Consider the following 21,118-nt stretch of genomic DNA (forward strand, 5'->3'; position numbering starts at 1 on the left):
GCCTCTGTCCCAGGGAAGGCGTCAAATTTTCTCAGTCTTCGAAAGGAAAGGCCGATTATGCTGATGCCCGGAGAATGGCGGCCTGAACACAAGCTTTTTCCTTATCAGGTCGGCTTCACCTCTCCGCCGTTCGATTTCGATGCCGCGCCATCGGACTTCCTGCGCATGTGCCCCGAAACCGTCGGCGTTCATGGCTGGATGCTGCATGTCCCGGATTACGTCCACGGGCTGGATCAGCGGAAAAAGAACTTCGGCATGCTCGAAGATTTCGTGCATTGCATGTCACGCAATGGCGTGGATGTCTGCGGTCAGGTCGGGTCGAACTGGGTCCATGCCTGCGGGCTGGGCGCCGACGGGGTGCGGCAGCACTGTGCTGATTTGTCCGACAAACACGGCACGGAGTTTCACATGGCAGGCTATGCCATGGTCGAAGCGCTTCGGGACATGAACATCGAGAAGGTCGCCCTTAACGCGGCCTATCACTGGCCCGAATGGTGGCAGGGCACTGTCGGCTTCCTGCGCGAGGCCGGGTTTGACGTGGTCTGGGCCGGCAATTTTCACGATCAGGGTTGGTTTTCCAGCCAGGAAGAGGTCAACAGCCATCGCTGGGTGTTCGACGGCGATCTGGCCCGCCGCAGTTTCGAATATGTTGCCGACAAAGCCCCGAAGGCCGACGCGATCCTGATCAACGGCATGTGCAATTTCCGAACCGGTCCGGGCGGTCTTCCGCAACGTCCCTTGCATCTGGCCGATGATCTCGAGGCCGCAATCGGCAAGCCCGTGATCGGCCACGACATCGCGCTGTACTGGCGCATCTTCAAATCGCTTGGCATCGCACCCCAAACACCTCACGGGCAGCTTCTGCGGCGTCTGTAGCCGGGACTTTGCCTTGTACAAAGACAAGAATGGCAGTCGAAAGGTCGTTCAAATGCACCAAATCTTCGCGCTCTGGGCTGTACCCCGGTCAACCTCGACGGCCTTCGAGTGGATGATGCGCCAGCGCGGCGATCTTGATTGCCTGCACGAACCCTTCGGTGAAGCGTGGTATCAGGGCGAAGAACCGCTTTGGCATCGCTTTCGGCCGGGCGAAAAGACCACGCCGGGCCTGACCCTTGAAAGTGTCTGGGAAGTCATCCAGACGCGCGCGCGCAAGGGGCCGGTGTTCCTCAAGGATTTTCCGCATTATATCAACCACATGTGGGATGCTGAGCTGCTGTCTCATTTCACTCACGCTTTCCTGATCCGCGATCCTGCCAAAACGATCACTTCCATGTACCGGCAATGGCCAGACTTTGCCGAAGGCGAAGTCGGCTTCCCCGAACAACGCGCCCTTTTTGATCTGCTGACAGCGCTGAACGGCACCCCGCCGCCCGTGATCGACAGCGACGACTTGCTGGAAGATCCGCATAGCATGACGCAAAAGTTTTGCGATTCCATAGGCATACCATTCATTGAAGACGCTCTGACCTGGGAAGCTGGCGGCGATCCGTCTGCCCACAGCTGGTGGGATGGCGGATCGTTTCACGCCAATCTGGCCAACTCCACCGGCCTTGCGCCACAGCCACGCAAGCACATCTCGATCGAAGATGCACCCGAAAGGGTCCGGCAGGTTCATCGCCGGATGAAGCCGCATTATGATCACCTGTACAGGCATCGCTTGAAGCCCTGAATTCACCCAAACCAACCGGAGGTTCCGAATGGCGAACATCTTTGACGAAGACCTTTTTCTGATAGGATTGGAACAGCGAAAAGCAACGCTGGGCGCTGAATATGTCGAGAAAAATCTGGCAGCCGCCGACGATTTCACCCGCCCTTTTCAGGAAGCCATGACCGCGTGGTGCTGGGGGTTTGGTTGGGGCGATGACGTCATCGACGCAAAGACGCGTTCGATGATGAACCTGTCAATGATCGGCGCGCTCGGCAAGATGCATGAATGGGAAATCCACTGCCGGGGCGCCATCAACAACGGAGTCACCACCGAAGAAATCCGGGCAATCATTCACGTGATCGGCATCTATTGCGGCGTACCGCAGGCGCTGGAGTGTTTCCGGGTGGCCCGCAAAGTCATTGAACAAGGCTAAGGCCGTCAACGGTGTGGGGCCGGTTTGCCCCGCGCCTTCGACACTGGGGCATTTACGCTGCGGCCAGGTTTTTCTGACGACAGTAGCAGGACGCGCGGATCGGAACGTCCGCACGCGCAACCGCCTTGTCGAGTTGCAGCTTGATATGCGCTGCCTCCACCGTTTCACCACGCCGCGTCAAACATTCATGCAAACCATGCAGGCTCCAGACATTGCCCGGATGCTGACAGGCCCGGCTGAGCGTTGCATCAAGCCCCAAATCGGCACGATAAACCGCCTCGGCTTCTTCGACCTGCCCCTGTTCAAGTAACAGCGCGCCCAGCGCATGGCGGGTCGGCTGCATCCAGCCCCACGGCTCGTCGTATGGCAGGTTATCGTCGATCCCGACCGATTTGCGCAGGTGTTCAAAGGCCGTTTCAAACTGACCCTGATGATAGGCCAACTCGCCCAGCATCATCTGTTCGGCCACCTTCAGGATATCGCGGCAGGTGTTGTTGAACAGCATCCGGCTGTCCGGCACCCGATGCAGCGCCTGATAGAACAGATCGCGTTCGGTCTCTGCTTCGTCCAGACGCTGAGTATTGGCCAGCGCCACCGTTCGCGCGTACCGCATCATAGCGCGCGTGACGCTGTACAGCTCTTCATCGTCGGGCAAAGACTGATCCAGAATATCCTGCCATCGCCCGAACCGGATCAACACGTGCTGTTTCATCGGGATGAAACCCTCGAACCAGTCTGCCATCGGGCGCAGCGTTTCTGACGGCAGGGTCGCGATCAGTTCATCGGCCGCTTCCAGCGCGGCAGAGGGCTGACCCAGAAACATCGCGCCGTAGATTTTAAAATGGTAGTTGTGACACCGGTAGACCGAATAGAAATTGTCCGCTCCTTCGCGTTTCAGAAACTTCCGGTCCGCCACAATTGCCGCTTCGTTGCGCAGCACCACATTCATGTAATCCCCGCAAAGCACGTCCACGTGGGTCGGCATATGCAGCAGATGGCCCGCATCAGGCACCAAAGTGCTCAGCACATCGCCATGGCGCAATGCCCGCTCGGGGTGCGGGGACATCTCCATAAGGTGAATATACATGTGCAACAGCCCGGCATGTGCCCAGGCACCCGGAAGCGTTTCGAATGCCTTGTCGAGAACGGCGATGGCCTCTTCGGTGTCTGCACCCTCGGCCGGTTGTCCTGTCGGCAAATCCCAAAGCTGCCAGGGTGTGCGGTTCATGATCGCCTCGGCAAAAATCGCGCAGATATCCGGATCGTTTGGGTGTTTTGCATGGACCTCGCGCATGGCATTGGCAAAGGCGTCATTCCAAGGCGCAAAGTCCGCAATCTCTGCCGTCTCGGGATAGCGCACCGACAACGCTTCGATCAGGGCACGTTCGGCCGGAGTAACGTCATCCAGCAACGCCAAGGCGGTCTTGACCGAGGCACCGGCCACATCGATGCAGTCAGGCTTTTCCTCTTCCTCGAAAGCCTCCCAGGGTTTGTTGTAGTTGGGGCCGATACAATAGGCGATGCCCCAATGGGCCATGGCGCAACCGGGATCAGCGCCCACGGCTTTACGAAAACACGCGATTGCTTCTTCGTGATTGTAGGCATACGTCCAGGCCAGGCCCCGGTCGAACCAAAGTTGCGCCTCGTTTGACGTGGTCGAAACCGGCCGGGAGTAGTTTCCAAGGTCGTAGTAGTCCATTGCAGCGGCCTCCTTCTTCCCATTGGCGCAGACTACTACATCGGGCGTTTTGAAGAAAGTGAGCCGCCAGACGCGCGCTAACGCTCCGGTCGATCGCAACTTGTCGATGGTTCCGCGCTGCCCAGATACTGTCCCCTGCGCCTCTTGTCGAAAGTCGGGCCGCCCAGCGCACAGGCAATCTCCAGGCTCAGCCTGTCCCAGATACGGACGGTTCCCTCTTCACCCGATGTCGCAAAGGTCTGGCCGCCGGGCGCCAGAGCGATACGCCAGCTTGGTCCCTTATGTACCCTTTGGACAGGCATGAGCCGCCAATTGGCAACCGTATCCCACCAATGAAGCTCACCGGATCTGTCGATGGCGACCAATGTTGCGCCATCCGCCAGAAAGGCAAGATCGGTCGCGCCGCCCTTATGGCCACCAAATGATGCCAGTTCAGCGCCGGTTTGCACGTCCCAGATCTTGACCACCTCGTCGCTCGAGGCGGATGCGATCCGCGCGCTGTCGGCACTGAAAGCAACGCTCCACACGGTATTATCGTCCGCTTCGATAACCCGTTCCAACTGATTACTGGCCGTTATCCAGATGTAGAGTTTTCCGTCCGGTGACGCGGCAGCAACGCGGGTTTCGTCGGGCGAAACCGCGACGCGGTTCAGGGCGATTTCGCCCGGTTCAACCGGGTTGACGGCGATGCTCTCAGACACATCCAAGCGAAACAGTCCGGACCCAGTTGCCGCGAAGAACGCAGAAGGTCCCGCAGCCGCTACCGACCAGACCGGCGTCTTGCCCAGATTAAAACGCTGCTTTGACTGCATGGTCGCAGTGTCCCAGACACGAATGTCGCCGTCTCTGTCACCTGTCACAAGCATTTGGCCATCAGCTGAAAACGCCGCGGCCCAGACCTGATTGCCGTGCTCCCTTAGCAACATGGGTTTCATCGCCGACCCGACATGCCAGATCCAGACTTTGCCGTTGTCGTCGCCCACGGCAATCGACGTGCCATTCGGGCTGTACGCTACCCCCAGCGCTTTCGTCCCGTCCGGCAAGGCCAGCATATCGCCATCGCCCGGTTCCGGGTTGACCCGCCACAGACGAACCTGCTGATCCCGGCCTAGTGTCGCCAACACCGGCATTTCGCGCGCCACTCCGATATCCAAGATACTCTGACTGTGCGCCTGCACCACGTCACCCAATGGCGACAGGGCCGCACTTTCCATGCGCAGGGTTCCATCGGCACTGGCGCCAATCAAAACGTTTTCAGGACCCGAGAAAGTGGCTGCAACTATGGGTCCCGCATCTGGGAACCGTTCGATGATCGGCGCGCCTTGCGGAAACCCGATTGTCGAAACCTTGCCGTTGGTGTGTGATACGGCGAAGGAACTTCCGGTGCTGTCAAAGGACAGATGATCCGGATCAGGTCCAAGCGGGCCGCCCGGGATGGGCAGAAACGCCGGGGCACCTTCCTGGTCCACCCAGCCGAAAATGGCACCATCCACATTACCCGCGACCAACCCGTCGGACACAGGCGAAAACGCCACCCTTTTGAACCCCAGCGGCATTTTTGCCAGCGGTGCGCCGATCTGCATCCCCGTCAAGACATCCCACAGCCGGACAGTGCCGTCGCCGGTGGCCGAGGCGACCCGTTGGCCGCTTGCATCGAAAGCCACGCCAAATGCCACGTCATCGCCGGAAAACAGTGTCGTGACCGGGCCGGTCCGGGATGGGGTGACATTCCACAGGCGGACATCCCCATCGGTCGCCGCAGAAACAAGCAACGTTCCGTCGGGTGAAAAGGCGAGGTCTCTGATTCCACCCGAATGCCCCACAAGTTCCGCCAGAACACCCTCGTCTGCGCTGGAACTGTGGAGAACGATACGCCCGTCGCGCAGCCCCACGGCAACTCTCAGGCCCGAAGGGTCAAAGGCCATGGTCTGAGCATCGCCAACTGTCAGCGGGCTGCCCAACGGGATCAGGCCGGGTCTTTCAAGTTGCTGCCGCGCCATCAGCATTGCGGTCCGCGCCTCGGACGTGGAACCGGCGGATTTGGCGCGGGCGATGGCCTCGGCGCTTAGGGAAAGGGCAAGCAGCGGATCGGTTTGCGACAAGCCGTTCGCGGCCGCACCCAACGCGCGGGCAAACCGCTCGTTGGCTTCGGCGGTGGCTGCAACGGCCATCTCACGATTGCTTTCTGCAAGCTGCGAGGCGCGAAGCGCCAGAAAAGAAGCTGCCGTCGCGCCTGCGGCGAGCAAGGCAAGAGCGCCCACCGCAATCTGGTTGATACGCCGCCGCCGCATCCTGCGCTGGTTGGAGACGGCCAGAGCCCGTTCGCGCGCCTCCCGCGCCGCGTCCAGAAAATCGCGTTCCTGACCGCCCAGCACGTTTTCATGGCTTTCGGACCATTCCAGCGAAGCCAGCAACCGGGTTCCGCGATACAGCAGATCCGGTTCTCGGTCTTCCGCCTGCCACTCTGCCGCGTCGTGCTGAATCCTTTGGCGCATGCGCAGATCGTCGCGGCTGTCCTCGATCCACGACTCCAATCGTGGCCAGGTTCGAAGCAGCGCTTCATGCGCGATCTGCACGGACTTTTCATCCACCGTCAAAAGCCGTGCATCCGTCAAAGCCTCGACAACCCGCCGCGTCGTGTCCGGATCAATGTCACGCTCGACATCGTCTATCGGCAGCAACCGGCGCGTATCGGGTGTGCCTTCGCCCGGAGTGACCAAACGCAGAAACAGCCGTTGCGTTGCCGCCTGCTGTTTCTTGTCAAAACTGTTCGAATAAAGCGTCTCGGCCGTCTGGCTGATCGCGCCCGTGACCCCGCCAGACTGCCGATAGCCGTCCAGTGACATAACCGCGCCTTTGCGCCTGCTCCACGTTTCATAGAGGGAATGCGCCACCAGTGGCAGCGAACCGGCCTCTCGCCCGGCCTCATCAACAATGGCGTCGATCAGAGATCTGTCCATATGCAACCCGGCCGCGCGCGCAGGTTCGCTGATCGCCCTGCGCAACTCGGGGCGCGTCATGGGGCCGACCAGCAACTGGTTGTCGGAAATGCGATCAGCAAGCCAGGGGATTTCAGCGCAGGACGCATAGAAGTCCGCCCGGATTGTCAGCACGATGCGCACGCGGCTGTCGGCTGGATCGGTCATCACCGACAGGGCTTCGATGAACTTGCCTCTGCGCTCTTGCGTGACCAGCGTGAACAGTTCTTCAAACTGGTCGATACAAATCAGTAGCTCGCCCTTGTTGGCGGTTGCCAGACGGCGCGCGGCGCTGGGATAGGCGACAAAATCGTTCAGGGAAATCTGGGCCGTCAGATGCGAATTGTCCCCGATCAGCTGAAAATACAGATCAGTCATCGGATCCCGACCTGGCGTAAAGATGCAAACCCGCCAGTTTTCACTGCCCGGCATCGCATTTGCAGCAACCGCCGGCAGCAGACCAGCCCGCAGGACCGAGGATTTGCCACTGCCCGACGAACCGCCCAACACCAGAATGCGACTTTTTTGAAGCCGACTGACGAGGTCCTCGACCAGATCCTCTCGCCCGAAGAAGTAACCTGAATCTTCGGGCTGAAAGGCAGCAAGCCCTTTATAGGGGCATTCCACCCGGCTTTCCGAAATCTGGGTCACAGCTTCGGATGCGGCCTCGCGCCGGTCGCGATCCAGCGCATCGTTCATTGCACTGCGCCAGGATAACATTTCCTGAAACCGGGCTTCGGGGTCCATCGCCATGCCGTGTTCAATGCAGTCGCGCCACATGTCCGGCAGCCCGGAAATGTGTTCAGAAACACGATGGAACGGCGGCGGCGGCCTGCCGGTCAAGACATGCCACATCAACGCGCTGGCGGAATAGATATCCGTCATCGGCGTGACAGGATGCCCATGTTCAGCCTGTTCCGGGGCCTGATACAACGGGGTGCCGGCCATCATGGTCGCGCCGGTCACATCGATCGCAAGATCCTTGGCGATGCCGAGATCGGCTAAAAAGACGCGTTCGTCCGGCTCTACCAGTGCTTCAAACGAGGCTGAGTTGCCGTTGTCCCTGCTGCGTTTGACCCTTTGCAGCAAAACATTCGCGGGTTTGACATCACGATGAACGACATTCGCCTCGTGAACCGCCGATAAGCCATCCGCCAGTGCATCGATCAGAGTGCCCAGACCCTCGCGCCTTGCCAGCACGGCGGGGTCCAATTGCTTAAGCCGCTCGGCCAGAGTCCCACGGTCCGCATAATCCATAACAAAATAAGGACGACCGTCTTCCAGCCGCCCTACGTCATGAACCGACACGACACGCGGTGACCGGATGCGCCGCAGCAAGCGCGCCTCCTCAAGAAAATGCGCTATGACGCTTTCATTGGCGGCCAGATTCGAATGGAGGATCTTGAGGGTTACAGGAACCTCCAGCTCCTCGTCCCGCGCCAGGACAACTGCCGCAAAACCTCCGCTGGCTATTTCCCTTTCGACGGCATATCGGCCAATGAACGCAGGAAAACTCATGTTGCGGTCTGCGTCTTAGAGATGCTCTTTCACGTCAACGCAATGGAACTTGGTCGCATCCAGGATATTGTGGTCCCGATCGGCGGCAGTCACGCACATCATCGTGCCTCCGTCGCGCGCTGCCGTGGAAGCCGCCTCTTTGGTGACATAGCTCGGGTATTCGTCATGCCGGTGCCAGCGGCCCTGTTCAACTTTGAAATCGCTCTGGGCATTGCGGCCAACCTGTTCGACCGAATAGCTGTCACCCCACCAGGCGTGAAAGTGGTTCTTTGACACATCAGGCGTGAAATTCGCCTCGTAGGTAACCACCAGTTCTTCACCGTTTTTTTCGACCGAAACAATCTGAACCTCGCACCCGTCCACCGGGCAGGCGTTGGGCATCGTGGACTGCGCATAGGCGGTCATGCTGCCGAACAAGGTGATCGCCCCAAAGATAAGACAGCCCCGGCGCACTTGGTTTCCAGAAGAATTCAAATACATCTTTCCCTCCTGAAGTTTGCTGAGAACAACCTTTCGCGCCGATCCTAACATAAATGCAGGTTTCCTTCTGAGACTTTCGCCACACAAGCGGGAATACGGTACACAGATCATATTCAGCGGCGGACGATTTCAAACTCCAACGGGCGCGCATCGGTGTGCAGGACAGGTAGCGCCGGCGATATCAGCCCGCTGTCAGCCAGCATGACGGTCTCTCGCTTCAGCTGGATTTCCCTTGCGTTTTCGATCTGAACAAAGGTTCCGGACGAACTTCGGTCGGTCAGCGTAAGCTTGCCGCTTTTGACGCTGAATACGGCATGCAGCCGCGAAACCCAGGGCTGAGGCAATATCACGTCGCACTGGTTGGACCTTCCGATGCTAAGCTCTTCGCCCTCCCTGCACCTCCAGGACTGGTCGTCGTGATACAGCACAAGCGTGAAACTCTCGCCCTGTTGTCCCAGCGGAACATCGCCGGATCGGGTTGGCGAATGCATGACCGTACTCAGGCCGTCTGTAGCTGCAACCAGGGAATAAGCCCTGACCGGATCGCTGACGCCTTTCAGGCGCAGCGCTCCAATCGGGATCAACTGCTTTCGGATGTTCGATCGCAATCCGGTCACAACGGTTTCGCTCAGACAGGCTTCGCCCGGGTTGGCCGCCGCCGCCAGCCGCGCCGTCAGGTTTACGGTTTCGCCGAATATATCATTCTCGGCAATGACGATGGGGCCCTTGTGGACCCCTGCATGAACGGACAGCACCGTTCCCGGGGGCTTGCTGACCATCTCAAGCGCCGCGTGAACGGCAGCGTCGTGATCGAAGAAGTAGCAAAGGACGTCATCCCCTTTCTGCCCCACGTCAATTCCGCCAAATTTTCTTGTCACATCGCGCAGCCTGTCGATCTCGAATTGAATCAGCTTCCGCGCCTGATCATCCTCCATCGACTCATAGAACGGAGTGCTGTCCGAGATATCGGCGATAATCGTAGTGGCGAGCTTGGTATCCAATGTGTTGATCGCATCTGAGTGACTGTGGTCCGAGATATTATGGCACATGGCGGCCTGAACCGAGCGGGTTTGTTACGCACCCGATCGATTTGATTATGAGGCGTACACGTTCCGCCTTCCCATGGCGTTTGATTTGATCCCCAATGGTCATTTCAGATTGGAGTTTGGCCGCGTGTGTTCACACACGCCAAGCTGACAACGGCACGCTGCGTGCAACTGATGAACCAACACAAAAAACTGCGCCACCCGGAACCTGCCACGATCAACACCAGGATGTTTGGCACAATACCCAACCAACAGAATTACCGAGACTTTCTGTGAGACATCTGACCAACCAGAAAACGTGAAGGTGGAAACCAGTTGTTGTTCGGGTCTATTCTTTGGTTGTCGAAAGCGTCGCGCGTTCTTGCAAAGGGATTAGCGCTGCGGCGCCATAAGTGAAACAGTCAACCTATGTGAGACCGTTAGAATATGGCGCTTGAGGACCCCTTCACAGACCTCAAAATAGAAACGCAGCGGACCGGGTTTTACAAAGGATATAACCTGCCGATTGCGCTGTTCAGCAAATTCTCGGTTTCGCTGCTGGTCCTGTGGGCGTTGGTTTGGCCGCTATCTGCAAACGACACGTTGCGTTCTTGGAAGTCAGGGTTGCTGGCCGAATTCAACGCCTTTTACAACATTTCGGTCGGTCTGTTTGTATTCTTCCTTTTTCTTGTTGCGCTTGTTCCGGCGACCGGGCGAATGCGGCTTGGGGCAGAAGTTGAGACGCCGGAATTTTCAAACTTTTCATGGTTTTCGATGATGTTTGGCGCGGGTCTCGGCGTGGGTCTTATGGTCTACGCAACCGCTGAACCACTGGGTTTGTGGGAGACAAATCCACTGACCGTTTCCGGGCAAGTTGCTCCAAAAAGTGAGGAGGCAATTGAAGGCGCTTACCGCTATACGTTTTTGCACACCGGCTTTCACGCTTGGGCAATTTACGTGGTCACCGGCCTGAGCCTTGCTTACTACGCCAATACCCGGGGCATGCCGCTGACAATTCGGACGGCGCTGACACCGTTGCTCGGAGAATACTCCAACGGAATTGCAGGCCATGTGATCGATATACTCGGCGTCGTGGCGACGATACTCGGCGTGGCTGTGACGATCGGTTATGGCGTTTCTCAACTGGTCGATGGCGCGTTTCTGATTACCGGCGCGAATTGGCTTGTGGAAAGTGCGCCGACCGCAATGAAGCCGTCGACCGCCGGACTGATCACGGCGCTGGTTCTGGTCATGATGATGTCGACACTCTCGGCCGTTTCTGGTGTGGGGCGCGGCGTCAAATACCTGTCGAACATCAACCTGCTGTTGTCCCTGGTATTGCTGGCAGTGTTCATTGTTTTTGGCTCGTTTGCGTTTGCCGCAACGACTTATGCAACGGCGCTGGTCGACTACGTCAAGAACTTCATCTCGCTGAGTTTTCAGGCTTATCGCCCAATATCGGAGATCGAGTACGCGTCCGTACTGCCGGCCGAGGCGGCTCCCTTTGTCGAAGAGCTGTTTGCGGGCGCAACAGATGCCTGGGGTACAAAAGCTGCCTTCCTGGAAGGGTTGAGAAACGATACCGCCAATCTTTCCGACGCAACCAAGACTGCGGCTTATGACGCGGGCACACAGGGGCGCTTGTTTGAATGGCAGGCCGGATGGACGACCTTCTATTGGGCGTGGTGGATCGCGTTCTCGCCTTTCGTGGGTCTTTTTCTGGCGCGTATCTCGAAGGGGCGCACGGTGCGCGAATTCATCCTTGGCGCGGTTATTGCTCCGTCCCTTGTGTGCTTCGCCTGGATGGCCATTCTGGGTGGGGCCGCTATCGATATGGAGCTGAATGGGGACGCCAACGGGTCAATCCTTGCCGCATCAACAACAGCGACACTGTTTGTCACCTTGGGGGAAATGATTTCGGGCGACTTCCTCATCATCATGAGCGTCATGTGTGTGGTGTTGACCATGACCTTCCTCGTCACGTCCGCCGACTCCGGCATTCTCGTGATGAACACGATCATGTCCGGTGGGTCTGAAGACACCGGTTTGCTTCATCGCGTTATCTGGGGCGCGCTGCTGACGCTTGTCATTGGAACCTTGCTGATTGCCGGTGGCGGCGGGTTAGAGGCTTTGACCAATTCGATGATCATTGGCGCGCTACCGTTCAGCGTAGTGTTGCTGCTCATGTGCATCTCGCTGGCCAAAGCAATGATAAACGACCTGCGCCGCTTGAACCACGAGACGCAAGCGGAGGGGCCGGCGGGTTCATGATTGCCTTGCCTAGCGGTTTCAGAACCCGAAGAAGGGTGGTTGGATTTGGCAAGTCAGTAGGCGAGTTGAACCAGGCGTTCGGCCTTCTTGAAATTGGAGGCCGTCTGGCAATCAAAGACCTGACGCACAAGGGCGCGTTTTGGACTTAGGCACTACAACAGCGCGGCATCGCAATCCTGCACGTTGCGATGCCTTTGCTGTTAACCGCAGATTTCACCCCGCCCGCATCGCCTCGGGCGGCAGTTTGATCGGGAACCTCGAACGCACTTCCGCATCGGCCTTGCTGCCAAAGTAGTTCGGGTAGTGATTGGACAGAATGTCATCCACCACCGAGCGGCTGCGTTCAAACATGTCCTGACGCCCGGCTTTTTCCCATGTGTCGGTCAGTTCCCGGTCTAACAGGGTCGGATAGACATATTCGGTCTCCATGTATTGCAAGGTCTGCGCGTTGCCGAGGAAGTGGCCGGGGTCAATCGCGCATTCATGGATGACGTCGACGGAAAGCGTCTCGTCGCTCACTTCAATTCCACGGAGCGTTCGCGAGATCATTCCGGCGGCCTCATTGTCGATGACCATGGACTCGAAGCTGCACCCCATCAGGCTGCCGACCATCCCGCCAAATTCGCAGAGCCGGTTGGCCCCGGCATGGGCCGCCAAGGCGAAGGTCAGCGCCTTTTCCAGACCATATTGCGCGTCGGGGATCTTGGAATCCGTCATGCCACATCCGACGCTGGTCGGCAGGTTGTAAAAATTGCCCATCTGAATGGCTGCGGCCGAAATCAGCGCCTGTTCACCGCTGCCGCCCGTGAACGACCCGGTGCGCAGGTCGGTGATGAAGGGCCAGGCCGCGAAGACGACCGGTGTGCCCGGGTTGAGCAGGTTGGCAATGGCGACGCATGACAGGGTCTCGGCCACCGCCTGCGCCAAGGTCCCCGCCAGCGGCGCGGGTGATGTCGCCCCGGCTTGCGGCGGAACTGCAAGATCGCAAACGAGACCCATTTTCGCGGTATCGATCAGGATCTCCAGATTATCCCGCCCAAAGCGAAGGGGAGAAACGATTGGGCAGCCACCAAAGATGACTGAGGGCTTTTCAAGGAACTTGCCCTCCCCGCCCGAAGCCAGATCGAACAGATGGATCGCGTCCTGAATATGCTCGCGCGTGCGGAAGGTCAGGCAGGACGGTTTTTCGCTACCCGCCAGGATGGCATAGAGCATGCTCATGTCATGCTCGTAATCCTGCGGAACATCCGTTGCCAGAACCGTGTCGCCGGTCATGTGAATATTGTCGAGCCGATCCACCAGACGGGTGAAATCATAAATATCCTTGAGGGTTGATGGCCGGTAGCTGCGCGTTTCGGCGTCAAACGTTGTCACAGCGGTGCCGGAGTTTGCGTAGTACACCTTGTCCTTGGTGCAATGCATGTCGTCCTTGCCGGCCCGCGATCCGCGTGCGTGGACATAGAATTCACTGGCGGCCTTGGCCAACAGGTCCTCTATCAGGGCGCGCGGAAAGCACAGCCTGCCGTGCTCGTTCACTGTCGCCCCCTTGGGCAGCACAAGATCAAGGACTTCCTGCGTGGGATCGCCGACGCCTGTGCGTTCCAGAATGCCGAGCGCGGCTTCGTGGATTCGTGCCATATCGGCGTCTGACAGCGGCTTGTATCGGCCACCGGGGATGCCGGGCCAGATTGCCTGCGAGGCGGTATTGCTGGTCCGTACGGCCGCGCGTGCTTCACGCCCGCCCCCGCGCCGTCGTGATCTGCGCTGCGTAATTTCTGTCATCGTTCTTCTCCGAATTTTGCGCGTCTCAGATCATGCTGAAGTAGTTGCGATAGAAGCCGGGAATGCTCCATTCCATCTCGGACAGCGGCCCCGGGACGAAATGGTGTGAATTCACGCCTTCCTGATTGTGGCGGATGATCCGTTCGTCATCGAGCGACGTGACATGCCAAAGCCATGTCAGTGCATCCTTGTCATAGTCGCGACCTTCTTCAGCGTCGCCGCGCACGTACCAGACGATCTGAATGTCCGTTTCCTGAAGGGCGCGTGGGACGAACCGATAACCAACTACGTGATCTGCGTAGACGAGGAAGTAGTTGAGCATCCCAACCCCCAGATCGGTGGCGCCGCCATCGTGAGTTTTCAGATCACCCAAGGGTGGCGCCAGAGGCGCGCCATCCTTGCTGCCCGTCATGTAGCCGGGGAACAGCGGGTAGCGCCGCCAATAGACATCTGCGCCGGGCGCAACTGCATTTTCCCCGGTGAGGTCCAGTTGTTCAGCGGGAATTCCGGCTTCTTCCATCCGCTCGTGAAGTGCCCCGCTGAATTCCAGAACTTGCGCCGGGTCTTTCAGGGAATGGCTGCGGGAATAATCCTGGTGGGATGGTGCGCAGTGATAGCATTCCAGATAGTTCTCCAAGGCCAGCTTCCAATTTGCCGGAACCGGATATGAGGCTTCATGCGCGACCTTCAGGTTCTCTAGGTCGAATGGCTTTGAAAGCGGGGCCAGCCTTTCCAGCGCTGCATCCAAAGGCGGGGCGTCTTCAGCGACACAGACAAAAATCAGGCCCTGGAAAATCTTCACCTGAACCGGGAACAACCCGTACTGGCCGGGATCAAAGTCCGGGCCCATTGATCGCCCGTTTCGCAGCTTGCCGTTCAGGTCGAAGGTCCACGCGTGATAGGGGCAAATGAAACTGCGCGCCTTGCCTTTCTGTTCAATGCAAACCCGCGATCCCCGGTGACGGCAGACATTCAGATGCGCGCGCACCTCGCCCTCGCGATCCCGAACGATGATCACGGACTCGGGGCCGTAATCGAACAGGAAATAGTCACCCGGTTCAGCGATCTGGCTGACATGCCCGACCCAGATCCAGTTGCGGTTCCAGAACGTACTGATGTCGTTGTCATAAACCGCCTGAGAGGTATAGAAATGGCGCGGCAAGGCGAACCCTTCCCGCTGCGCCTCCATCAGTTCGCGCATTACTTGCAAGTCATCTTTTGGCATGGCGCACCTCATTCAGCTTCAAGGGAAACGATTTCCCGGCGGAAATACTCGCGGTCGATGTCGCCCGCGTCGCGTTCGAAATTCCTGGCAGCCATGTGACCCGAGAATACAGCGTCCGCGATCAAACCGGGGTTTGCCGCGTCGCCGATCAGTTCCAGCTTTTTCATCGGGCTGTCGGTCAAACCACGAAGTTCATCATAGAGGCCGGTTTCTCGCGTTCGCTGCGTGATCAAAACCACAGAACTGCATTCGATGGATTGTTCTCGGCCGGTATAGGCGCATTGTACTTTTGCCTGACCGGGCGCGATGCTGGCCAAGGTCTTGGACAGAACCAATCGAACGCCCTTTTCCAACAGACTGCGCTGAACTTTGATCTGTTCCAACGTCAATTCGGTAAATGGCGAAACCATCGAGGCCGGGGTCACAAAGACAACCTCACGCCCGGCCTGAGCCAGATGATCCGCCAGCACGCCACCAAGATAGGCCTGATCATCGTCATAGATCAGAACAGGACCGCCCTGCGGCACCTGCCCTGACATGATGTCGTCCGGAGTGAAAACCCGGGTGCCAGCCTCTATTGCTATGCCGCGAAATGCGGATTTCCCGCGACCATCCCGCCGCCAAGTTGAACCGGTTGCCAGAAAGACGTTGGGAATGCCTAGCTCAACAACCTCATTCGCCGACAAGCGGCTGTCGGTGAACAGTTGAACGTTCCCGCGTTGTTGCAGGTCGTAGATCCTGTGATCTGCCACGCGTTTCCAGGCAGACAGGCCGGTCAGGCCGGACTCCTGCAATACGCGGCCGCCAAGCTCTTGCTTTGCTTCGGCCAGAGTTACGTCGTAGCCACGACGCGCCAGTTGCATGGCGCATTCCAGCCCGGCTGGCCCGCTGCCAACAACAAGCGCGGCTTCCTCTTTTCCCCGGCGCTCAATGATTTCAGGATGCCAACCGCGCCGCCACTCTTCGCCCATAGTCGGGTTCTGAGTACACCGGATGGGCACTCCCAAGGAATCCGCTGAAACGCAGATATTGCATCCAATGCACTCGCGGATTTCTTCGATGCGACCTTCCTTGATTTTGTTGGGAAGAAACGGATCGGCAATGGACGGTCGTGCCGCCCCGATGAAATCAAGGATACCTTTCTTGACCAGCGACACCATCAGGTCCGGAGACGTAAAGCGCCCGACACCAACAACCGGCTTGGACGTGACCTGTTTGACGAACTCGATATACGAGGTTTGAAAACCGTCGCGGGGTTCAAAACGGGTTGTCGCAGAGTCATTGCTCCAATTCGCGACGTTGACGTCCCAGAGATCCGGCAGTTCTGCCAGCAGTTCAACAACGGCCCGGCCTTCTTCCTGCGCCTGCATCCCGTCGGGCCCCAGCATTTCGTCGACCGCGAACCGAAGGGCGATGGCACAATCATCGCCGACCTCTTCTTTGGTTTCTTCCAGTAGCTCTCGGGTCAGGCGCACCCGGTTTTCCAACGAACCGCCATATTCATCGGTCCGGTCGTTGAACTGCGGCAACAGAAAGTGATGCGGCAGGGTCATGTGATGACCGGCATAGATATAAACAATATCGAAACCCGCCTCACGCGAGCGTCGCGCCGCCGCACGGTGCCACCGGCGAAACTCGCGAATGTCAGACTTATCCATCGCGCGGGCCTGCTTGGGATACGCGGTCTGCAGGGCGAGCTCTGATGGGGCCAGCAAGGGCGCGCGGCTCAGGTGGTTTTGCGCATGGTGGCCGTTGTGCGCCAGTTCGATGGCCGCCAGCGAGCCCTTCTCGTGCACCGCCTCGGTCATCAGGCGCAGGGCGGGAATATCCCGCTCATCCCAGAGCCGGTTTTCGGCGAAAGGCGACAGGTCGGACGTCGGATGGATTTCCGTCTCTTGATTGGACACGACAGCCCAACCACCCTCGGCCTTCATCGCCCGCATGGCAGCCTCGGCCTGAGGTCTGAGATGCCCCATGCCGTTGCAGTGGGGCACCTGGTAGAACCGGTTTCGGGCCGTCACTGGCCCGATCCGAACCGGTTCGAAAAGAACAGAATATCCGTCAGCGCCTGACATTGCCGCGCTTCCTCCAGAAAATTGGAAATGTTGTCGTGGGAATGGAGGGACCGTCTGTCCCGCCATTCCCGGTTGTGTTGTTAAGGTCTGCTTAGAAGCCTGCTTTGATGCGCTCGAACTCTTTCAGCATCTTGGCTTCCAGCTCGGGGTTGACCGCGTCGAAGAACAGGCTGCCCTCAAAGAAGCTGTCCACGTCCGAGAAACCATAGGTTTCGATCAGCTCCGGGTCTGCTTGTGCAAACGCGTCTTCGTTGGCATGGGCATACCCCCAGCTTTCGATGATGTACTTGCCGCTGGCGGCAGAGCTGAGCGCGTTCAGCATGTCATAGACCTGCTCATCCGACTGCTTGGCGGATTTCAGATGCACATAGCCGCAGACCCAGGTGGCGATACCCTTGTCCACATCACGCATCATGACGGCCGGGGTTTCGTTCCAGATCAGGTTCAGTTCCGACTGGTTCCAGCCCCAACCCAGTGTCACCTCGCCACTGGCAATCGCCTGGTCCAATTGTCCCGCATCGGACCAGTAGAAGCGCACATTGGGATGAATCGCGCGCAGGTAATCCGCCGCCTTCTGGAATTCCTCGTCGCTCATATCTGTATAGCTGGAGGCCCCTGTTGCCAACGCGGCCATGGCAAATGCGCTGGAGGCAGCATCCGGAATGGCAACCTTGCCCTGATAGGCAGGATCCGCGAGCAATTGCAGCGACACATCATCCGCCGAAATCATGTCGGTGCGATAAATCAGGCCGGTGTTGCCCCATTCGAACGGCACCATATAGGTCTGCCCGTCGATCGTGATGCCATCGACTTCCTTGATCTTGGGCATCAGCTTGTCCCAGTTTTCAAGTTTGCTCGTGTCGATCGGCTTTAGCATATCCGCCGCGACCCATTTCCTCAGCGCATCCGTGCAGGGATGGGCCAGATCGGCTTCAAACCCGGACTGAAGCTTGGTGAACGCTTCTTCCACGCTGCCGAAATAGGTATAGCTGGGCGCGCCGCCGTACTTTTCGACATAGTCGCCGTAGAACCCCTGATCCTCGTATCCGGACCAGTCGAAGACGGTCAGGTCCGCCGCGTTAGCCAGCGCTTGGCTTGCGGTAAAAGTGGCAACCACGGCTGCCGCGATTGATGCTGCTTTACTCATTTCTCTCCTCCCAAAGATTCACGTTTGCCCAAGTCGATCACTGAGGCGCATTGAACGCCAAGCCAGACAGTATCGCCCCGGTTGTGATCGACTGTGTGAAAGTAGTTTGGCACTGCAACGGCGATGCTTTCCGGCAACCCGTCGACGCGCACATAATAGTGGACGCTTTCGCCATAGAAGGCGACGTCCGACACCTTGCCCTGAACATTCGCGTCATATCCATCCGGTTTTTCCGCGCTGATTTTCAACTGCTCAGGCCGAACGCCGACCAGCAGATCTTTGTCATGCACCTGAACATTCGGGTTCACCCCAATTGTCATCGAGCCAAACCCTTGAACATTCACGTCCAGCGTGTCGGCGTTTTCAGCAGTCACGTCAGCATTCAGGAAATTCATGCCGCCGATGAAAGCGGCCACTTCCCGGTTGCATGGCTGCGAGTACAGCACCTCGGGCCTGTCGACCTGTTTGAGTTGACCGGCGAACATCACACCGATGCGGTCGGACATGGTCATCGCTTCGTATTGATCATGCGTCACCATCACGAAGGTAATGCCAAGCTTCTGCTGCAGGCGGCGCATTTCCAACTGCATCGCTTCGCGCAGGTTTTTGTCCAGCGCGGACAGTGGTTCATCCAGCAACAACACCTTTGGCCGCATGACCAGCGCCCGTGCAAGCGCCACACGTTGACGCTGACCGCCCGACAACTCATTGGCCTTGCGGTCCTGCAAGCCGCCAAGTTCCACCATCTCAAGCGCTTCGGCAACGCGTTCCTTGATTTCCTTCCGCGACAGCTTTGTCTTGCGCAAACCGAACCCGACATTGTCGCCCACATTCAGATGCGGAAAGATCGCATAGCTTTGGAACACCATATTTGTCGGGCGTTTGTTTGCGGGCACCTCGCCCATGGTGCGTCCATCGATCCGGACTTCACCTTCTTCGTGATCCTGAAATCCCGCGATAATGCGTAAAGCCGTCGTCTTTCCGCAACCCGATGGCCCCAGCAGCGAAAAGAACTCACCCTCTTTCAAAGTCAGGTTCAGATCGGACACCGCCACAAAGGACCCAAAGCGTTTTTCGACGCCCTTAATCTCGATGATGTTCTGTTCGCTCATCTTGTTTGTTCCTTTGGCTTCAATCCGAAGATTGCGTGGATCGGCGGCGGAAGTATTCGGCAATCAGCAGCAGCAGGACCGACGAGAGCAAAAGCAGCGATCCCAGGGCCAGCGTGTTGGGCAGCTTTGCGGGGAACCGGATCTGGCTCCAGATATAGACCGGCAGTGTCGGGCTGTTGCCGGACAGGAAGAAGGCCAGCACGAATTCGTCAAAGGACACGGTGAACGTAACCAGCAAGCTGGCGATGATGCCCGGAGCAACAATTGGCAGAGTGACGCGCCGAAACGTCCCTACAACGCTTTCGCCAAGGTCGAAGGCGGCCTCCTCCAAAGACTGGTCGAAATCGTCGAAGGCGGATTTCATGATCGACACTGCGAAGGGCAGAGCCACGAAAACATGGCCAAGAATTACGGTCGTCAGCGATGGTTTCAGCCCGATGCTGATGAACAGAACCAGCATCGAACTGGCAACGATGATGCCGGGGATGACCAAAGGAAGCATGACCAATCCCTCGGACAACTCCCGCCCCGTGAAGCGATACCGGACATAAGCGCGCGCGGCGAACAGGCCCAGCGACGTTGCCAGCAGGGCGGTCACGCTGCCCACGATCAGCGAGTTCACCATCGCCTGCAACAGCGTGTCCTGCTGACCCAACTGCGCGTACCACTTCAACGTGAAGCCCTTTAGCGGGAAGGCCACGATGGTTCCGTCATTGAACGAAAACAGCGGCAAAAGCAGAACCGGCAGGTAGAGAAATACCAGGTAGGCGATGGCATAGACAAGCAACCACGGGATACGAAATGCCTTGGTCATCGAATCCTCCGCCCCAAGGCGGTGACGACCACCACGAACAGGATCGCGACGCAGCCGACCGAAAGCATGGCCAGCAGAGACAGGGTTGCGCCCAATGGCCAGTTATTGGCGGCGCCAAACTGTACCTGGATCAGGTTCGCCACCATTTTGCCCTGCGATCCACCGACCAGAGCCGGGGTGACATAGTCGCCCACAGTCGGGATGAAAATGATCAGGCAAGCCGCGATGATCCCCGGCACCGTCAGGGGCAGTGTCACGCGAACAAACCTTTCAAGTTTGCTGCAACCCAGGTCGGTCGCGGCCTCCAACAGGCTGCGGTCGATCTTTTGGAGCGACACATAAATCGGCAGGATCGCAAACGGCGCCCAGGCATGCGCAAGCGTGAGCACAACGGCAAACTCGTTGTAGAGCAGGAATGTCAGCGGTTCCTCTATCAACCCCAGCGAAATCAAGGCGGAGTTCATCACGCCGTTAAAACCAAGGACCAGTTTCCAGCTGAACACCCGCAGCAGGTAACTGCTCCAAAAGGGGATGGTGATCAGCAATAGCCACAGGGTCTTCTTCTGCGTCCGAAACGCGATGAAATAGGCGATGGGATAGGCCAAACACACCGTCGCCAGCGTCACCGCCCCCGCTATTGCAACCGACCGGATCATCAGGTGCCGCACCAAGGGGTCGGTGAACGCCTCTTGGTAGTTCGCCCAAGTCAGGGTGCGGTCAATCTCGACATAGGTCTGGGCCCAAAAGCTGTAGGCCACCAGAATGCAAAGAGGCACAGCGACAAGCAGGCCGACATAGAGCGTCGCAGGCGCGCTCAGTGCCAGGCCCTTGCCCGTTTCGCTTCTTATGACTCCAGACATGCTTCCCTGCTGAGTTTTGCTTGCGGTGGTGCGACGACATACATCACAAAA

At 58.3% G+C, this 21,118-nt stretch carries 15 protein-coding genes; 4 read left to right on the forward strand and 11 right to left on the reverse strand.

The window, feature by feature from the left end:
- The first annotated feature begins 57 nt into the window (after nucleotides 1-57).
- Genes ACR3EQ_RS10590 through ACR3EQ_RS10600 form a run of 3 tightly spaced genes read left to right on the forward strand, consistent with a single transcriptional unit; the run spans nucleotide 58 to nucleotide 2,081 of the window.
- The gene (locus ACR3EQ_RS10590) at nucleotides 58-876 is read left to right on the forward strand and encodes an aspartate racemase/maleate isomerase family protein (RefSeq protein WP_170613634.1); all 819 of its coding nucleotides are present in this window, start codon (nucleotides 58-60) and stop codon (nucleotides 874-876) included.
- A gap of 52 nt (nucleotides 877-928) precedes the next feature.
- Nucleotides 929-1,669: a sulfotransferase-like domain-containing protein gene (locus tag ACR3EQ_RS10595; RefSeq protein WP_170619176.1), complete on the forward strand. Its 741-nt coding sequence runs from the start codon at nucleotides 929-931 to the stop codon at nucleotides 1,667-1,669.
- A gap of 28 nt (nucleotides 1,670-1,697) precedes the next feature.
- Complete coding sequence (locus ACR3EQ_RS10600; protein ID WP_170613638.1) at nucleotides 1,698-2,081, forward strand: carboxymuconolactone decarboxylase family protein; 384 nt, start codon at nucleotides 1,698-1,700, stop codon at nucleotides 2,079-2,081.
- A gap of 52 nt (nucleotides 2,082-2,133) precedes the next feature.
- Here ACR3EQ_RS10600 and ACR3EQ_RS10605 read toward each other — a convergent pair whose 3' ends face one another.
- From ACR3EQ_RS10605 to ACR3EQ_RS10620, 4 genes are all read right to left on the reverse strand, one after another.
- Complete coding sequence (locus ACR3EQ_RS10605) at nucleotides 2,134-3,780, reverse strand: hypothetical protein (RefSeq protein WP_480490591.1); 1,647 nt, start codon at nucleotides 3,778-3,780, stop codon at nucleotides 2,134-2,136.
- Between the two features lie 77 nt (nucleotides 3,781-3,857).
- Nucleotides 3,858-8,276 carry a serine/threonine-protein kinase gene (locus ACR3EQ_RS10610; RefSeq protein WP_480490593.1) on the reverse strand — a complete coding sequence of 1,473 codons (4,419 nt, stop codon included), beginning with the start codon at nucleotides 8,274-8,276 and terminating at the stop codon, nucleotides 3,858-3,860.
- 15 nt (nucleotides 8,277-8,291) lie between these two features.
- A complete protein-coding gene (locus ACR3EQ_RS10615; RefSeq protein ID WP_170619178.1) occupies nucleotides 8,292-8,756 on the reverse strand; it encodes a hypothetical protein in 465 nt (154 codons plus the stop codon).
- A 113-nt stretch (nucleotides 8,757-8,869) separates the two neighbouring features.
- Nucleotides 8,870-9,805: an adenylate/guanylate cyclase domain-containing protein gene (locus tag ACR3EQ_RS10620; RefSeq protein WP_170619179.1), complete on the reverse strand. Its 936-nt coding sequence runs from the start codon at nucleotides 9,803-9,805 to the stop codon at nucleotides 8,870-8,872.
- Between the two features lie 423 nt (nucleotides 9,806-10,228).
- Here ACR3EQ_RS10620 and ACR3EQ_RS10625 point away from each other — a divergent pair, with 423 nt between their 5' ends.
- Nucleotides 10,229-12,052 carry a BCCT family transporter gene (locus ACR3EQ_RS10625; protein ID WP_480490595.1) on the forward strand — a complete coding sequence of 608 codons (1,824 nt, stop codon included), beginning with the start codon at nucleotides 10,229-10,231 and terminating at the stop codon, nucleotides 12,050-12,052.
- 213 nt (nucleotides 12,053-12,265) lie between these two features.
- On the opposite strand, the gene ACR3EQ_RS10630 is transcribed toward ACR3EQ_RS10625, so the two are convergent.
- The 7 genes from ACR3EQ_RS10630 to ACR3EQ_RS10660 all read right to left on the reverse strand — a co-directional run bounded on the left by ACR3EQ_RS10630 (nucleotide 12,266) and on the right by ACR3EQ_RS10660 (nucleotide 21,067).
- Complete coding sequence (locus ACR3EQ_RS10630) at nucleotides 12,266-13,834, reverse strand: trimethylamine methyltransferase family protein (protein ID WP_480490596.1); 1,569 nt, start codon at nucleotides 13,832-13,834, stop codon at nucleotides 12,266-12,268.
- Between the two features lie 25 nt (nucleotides 13,835-13,859).
- On the reverse strand, nucleotides 13,860-15,059 hold the full coding sequence (locus ACR3EQ_RS10635; protein ID WP_480490598.1) for an aromatic ring-hydroxylating oxygenase subunit alpha: 1,200 nt from the start codon (nucleotides 15,057-15,059) through the stop codon (nucleotides 13,860-13,862).
- 8 nt (nucleotides 15,060-15,067) lie between these two features.
- A complete protein-coding gene (locus tag ACR3EQ_RS10640) occupies nucleotides 15,068-17,134 on the reverse strand; it encodes an oxidoreductase (RefSeq protein ID WP_480490599.1) in 2,067 nt (688 codons plus the stop codon).
- 91 nt (nucleotides 17,135-17,225) lie between these two features.
- Nucleotides 17,226-18,281, reverse strand: coding sequence for an extracellular solute-binding protein (locus ACR3EQ_RS10645; RefSeq protein ID WP_170613660.1), 1,056 nt, complete (start codon nucleotides 18,279-18,281; stop codon nucleotides 17,226-17,228).
- Entirely contained in the window at nucleotides 18,278-19,393 is a 1,116-nt protein-coding gene (locus ACR3EQ_RS10650) for an ABC transporter ATP-binding protein (protein ID WP_480490601.1), read from the reverse strand. Before ACR3EQ_RS10650 ends, ACR3EQ_RS10645 begins: the two co-directional genes overlap by 4 nt.
- Before the next feature lie 19 nt (nucleotides 19,394-19,412).
- Nucleotides 19,413-20,207, reverse strand: a complete 795-nt coding sequence (locus tag ACR3EQ_RS10655; RefSeq protein WP_170613663.1) for an ABC transporter permease — start codon at nucleotides 20,205-20,207, stop codon at nucleotides 19,413-19,415.
- A complete protein-coding gene (locus ACR3EQ_RS10660) occupies nucleotides 20,204-21,067 on the reverse strand; it encodes an ABC transporter permease (protein WP_170613665.1) in 864 nt (287 codons plus the stop codon). The genes ACR3EQ_RS10655 and ACR3EQ_RS10660 overlap by 4 nt, the downstream gene beginning before the upstream one ends.
- Nucleotides 21,068-21,118 lie beyond the last annotated feature (51 nt).

This window comes from Ruegeria sp. AN11, from assembly GCF_056536005.1.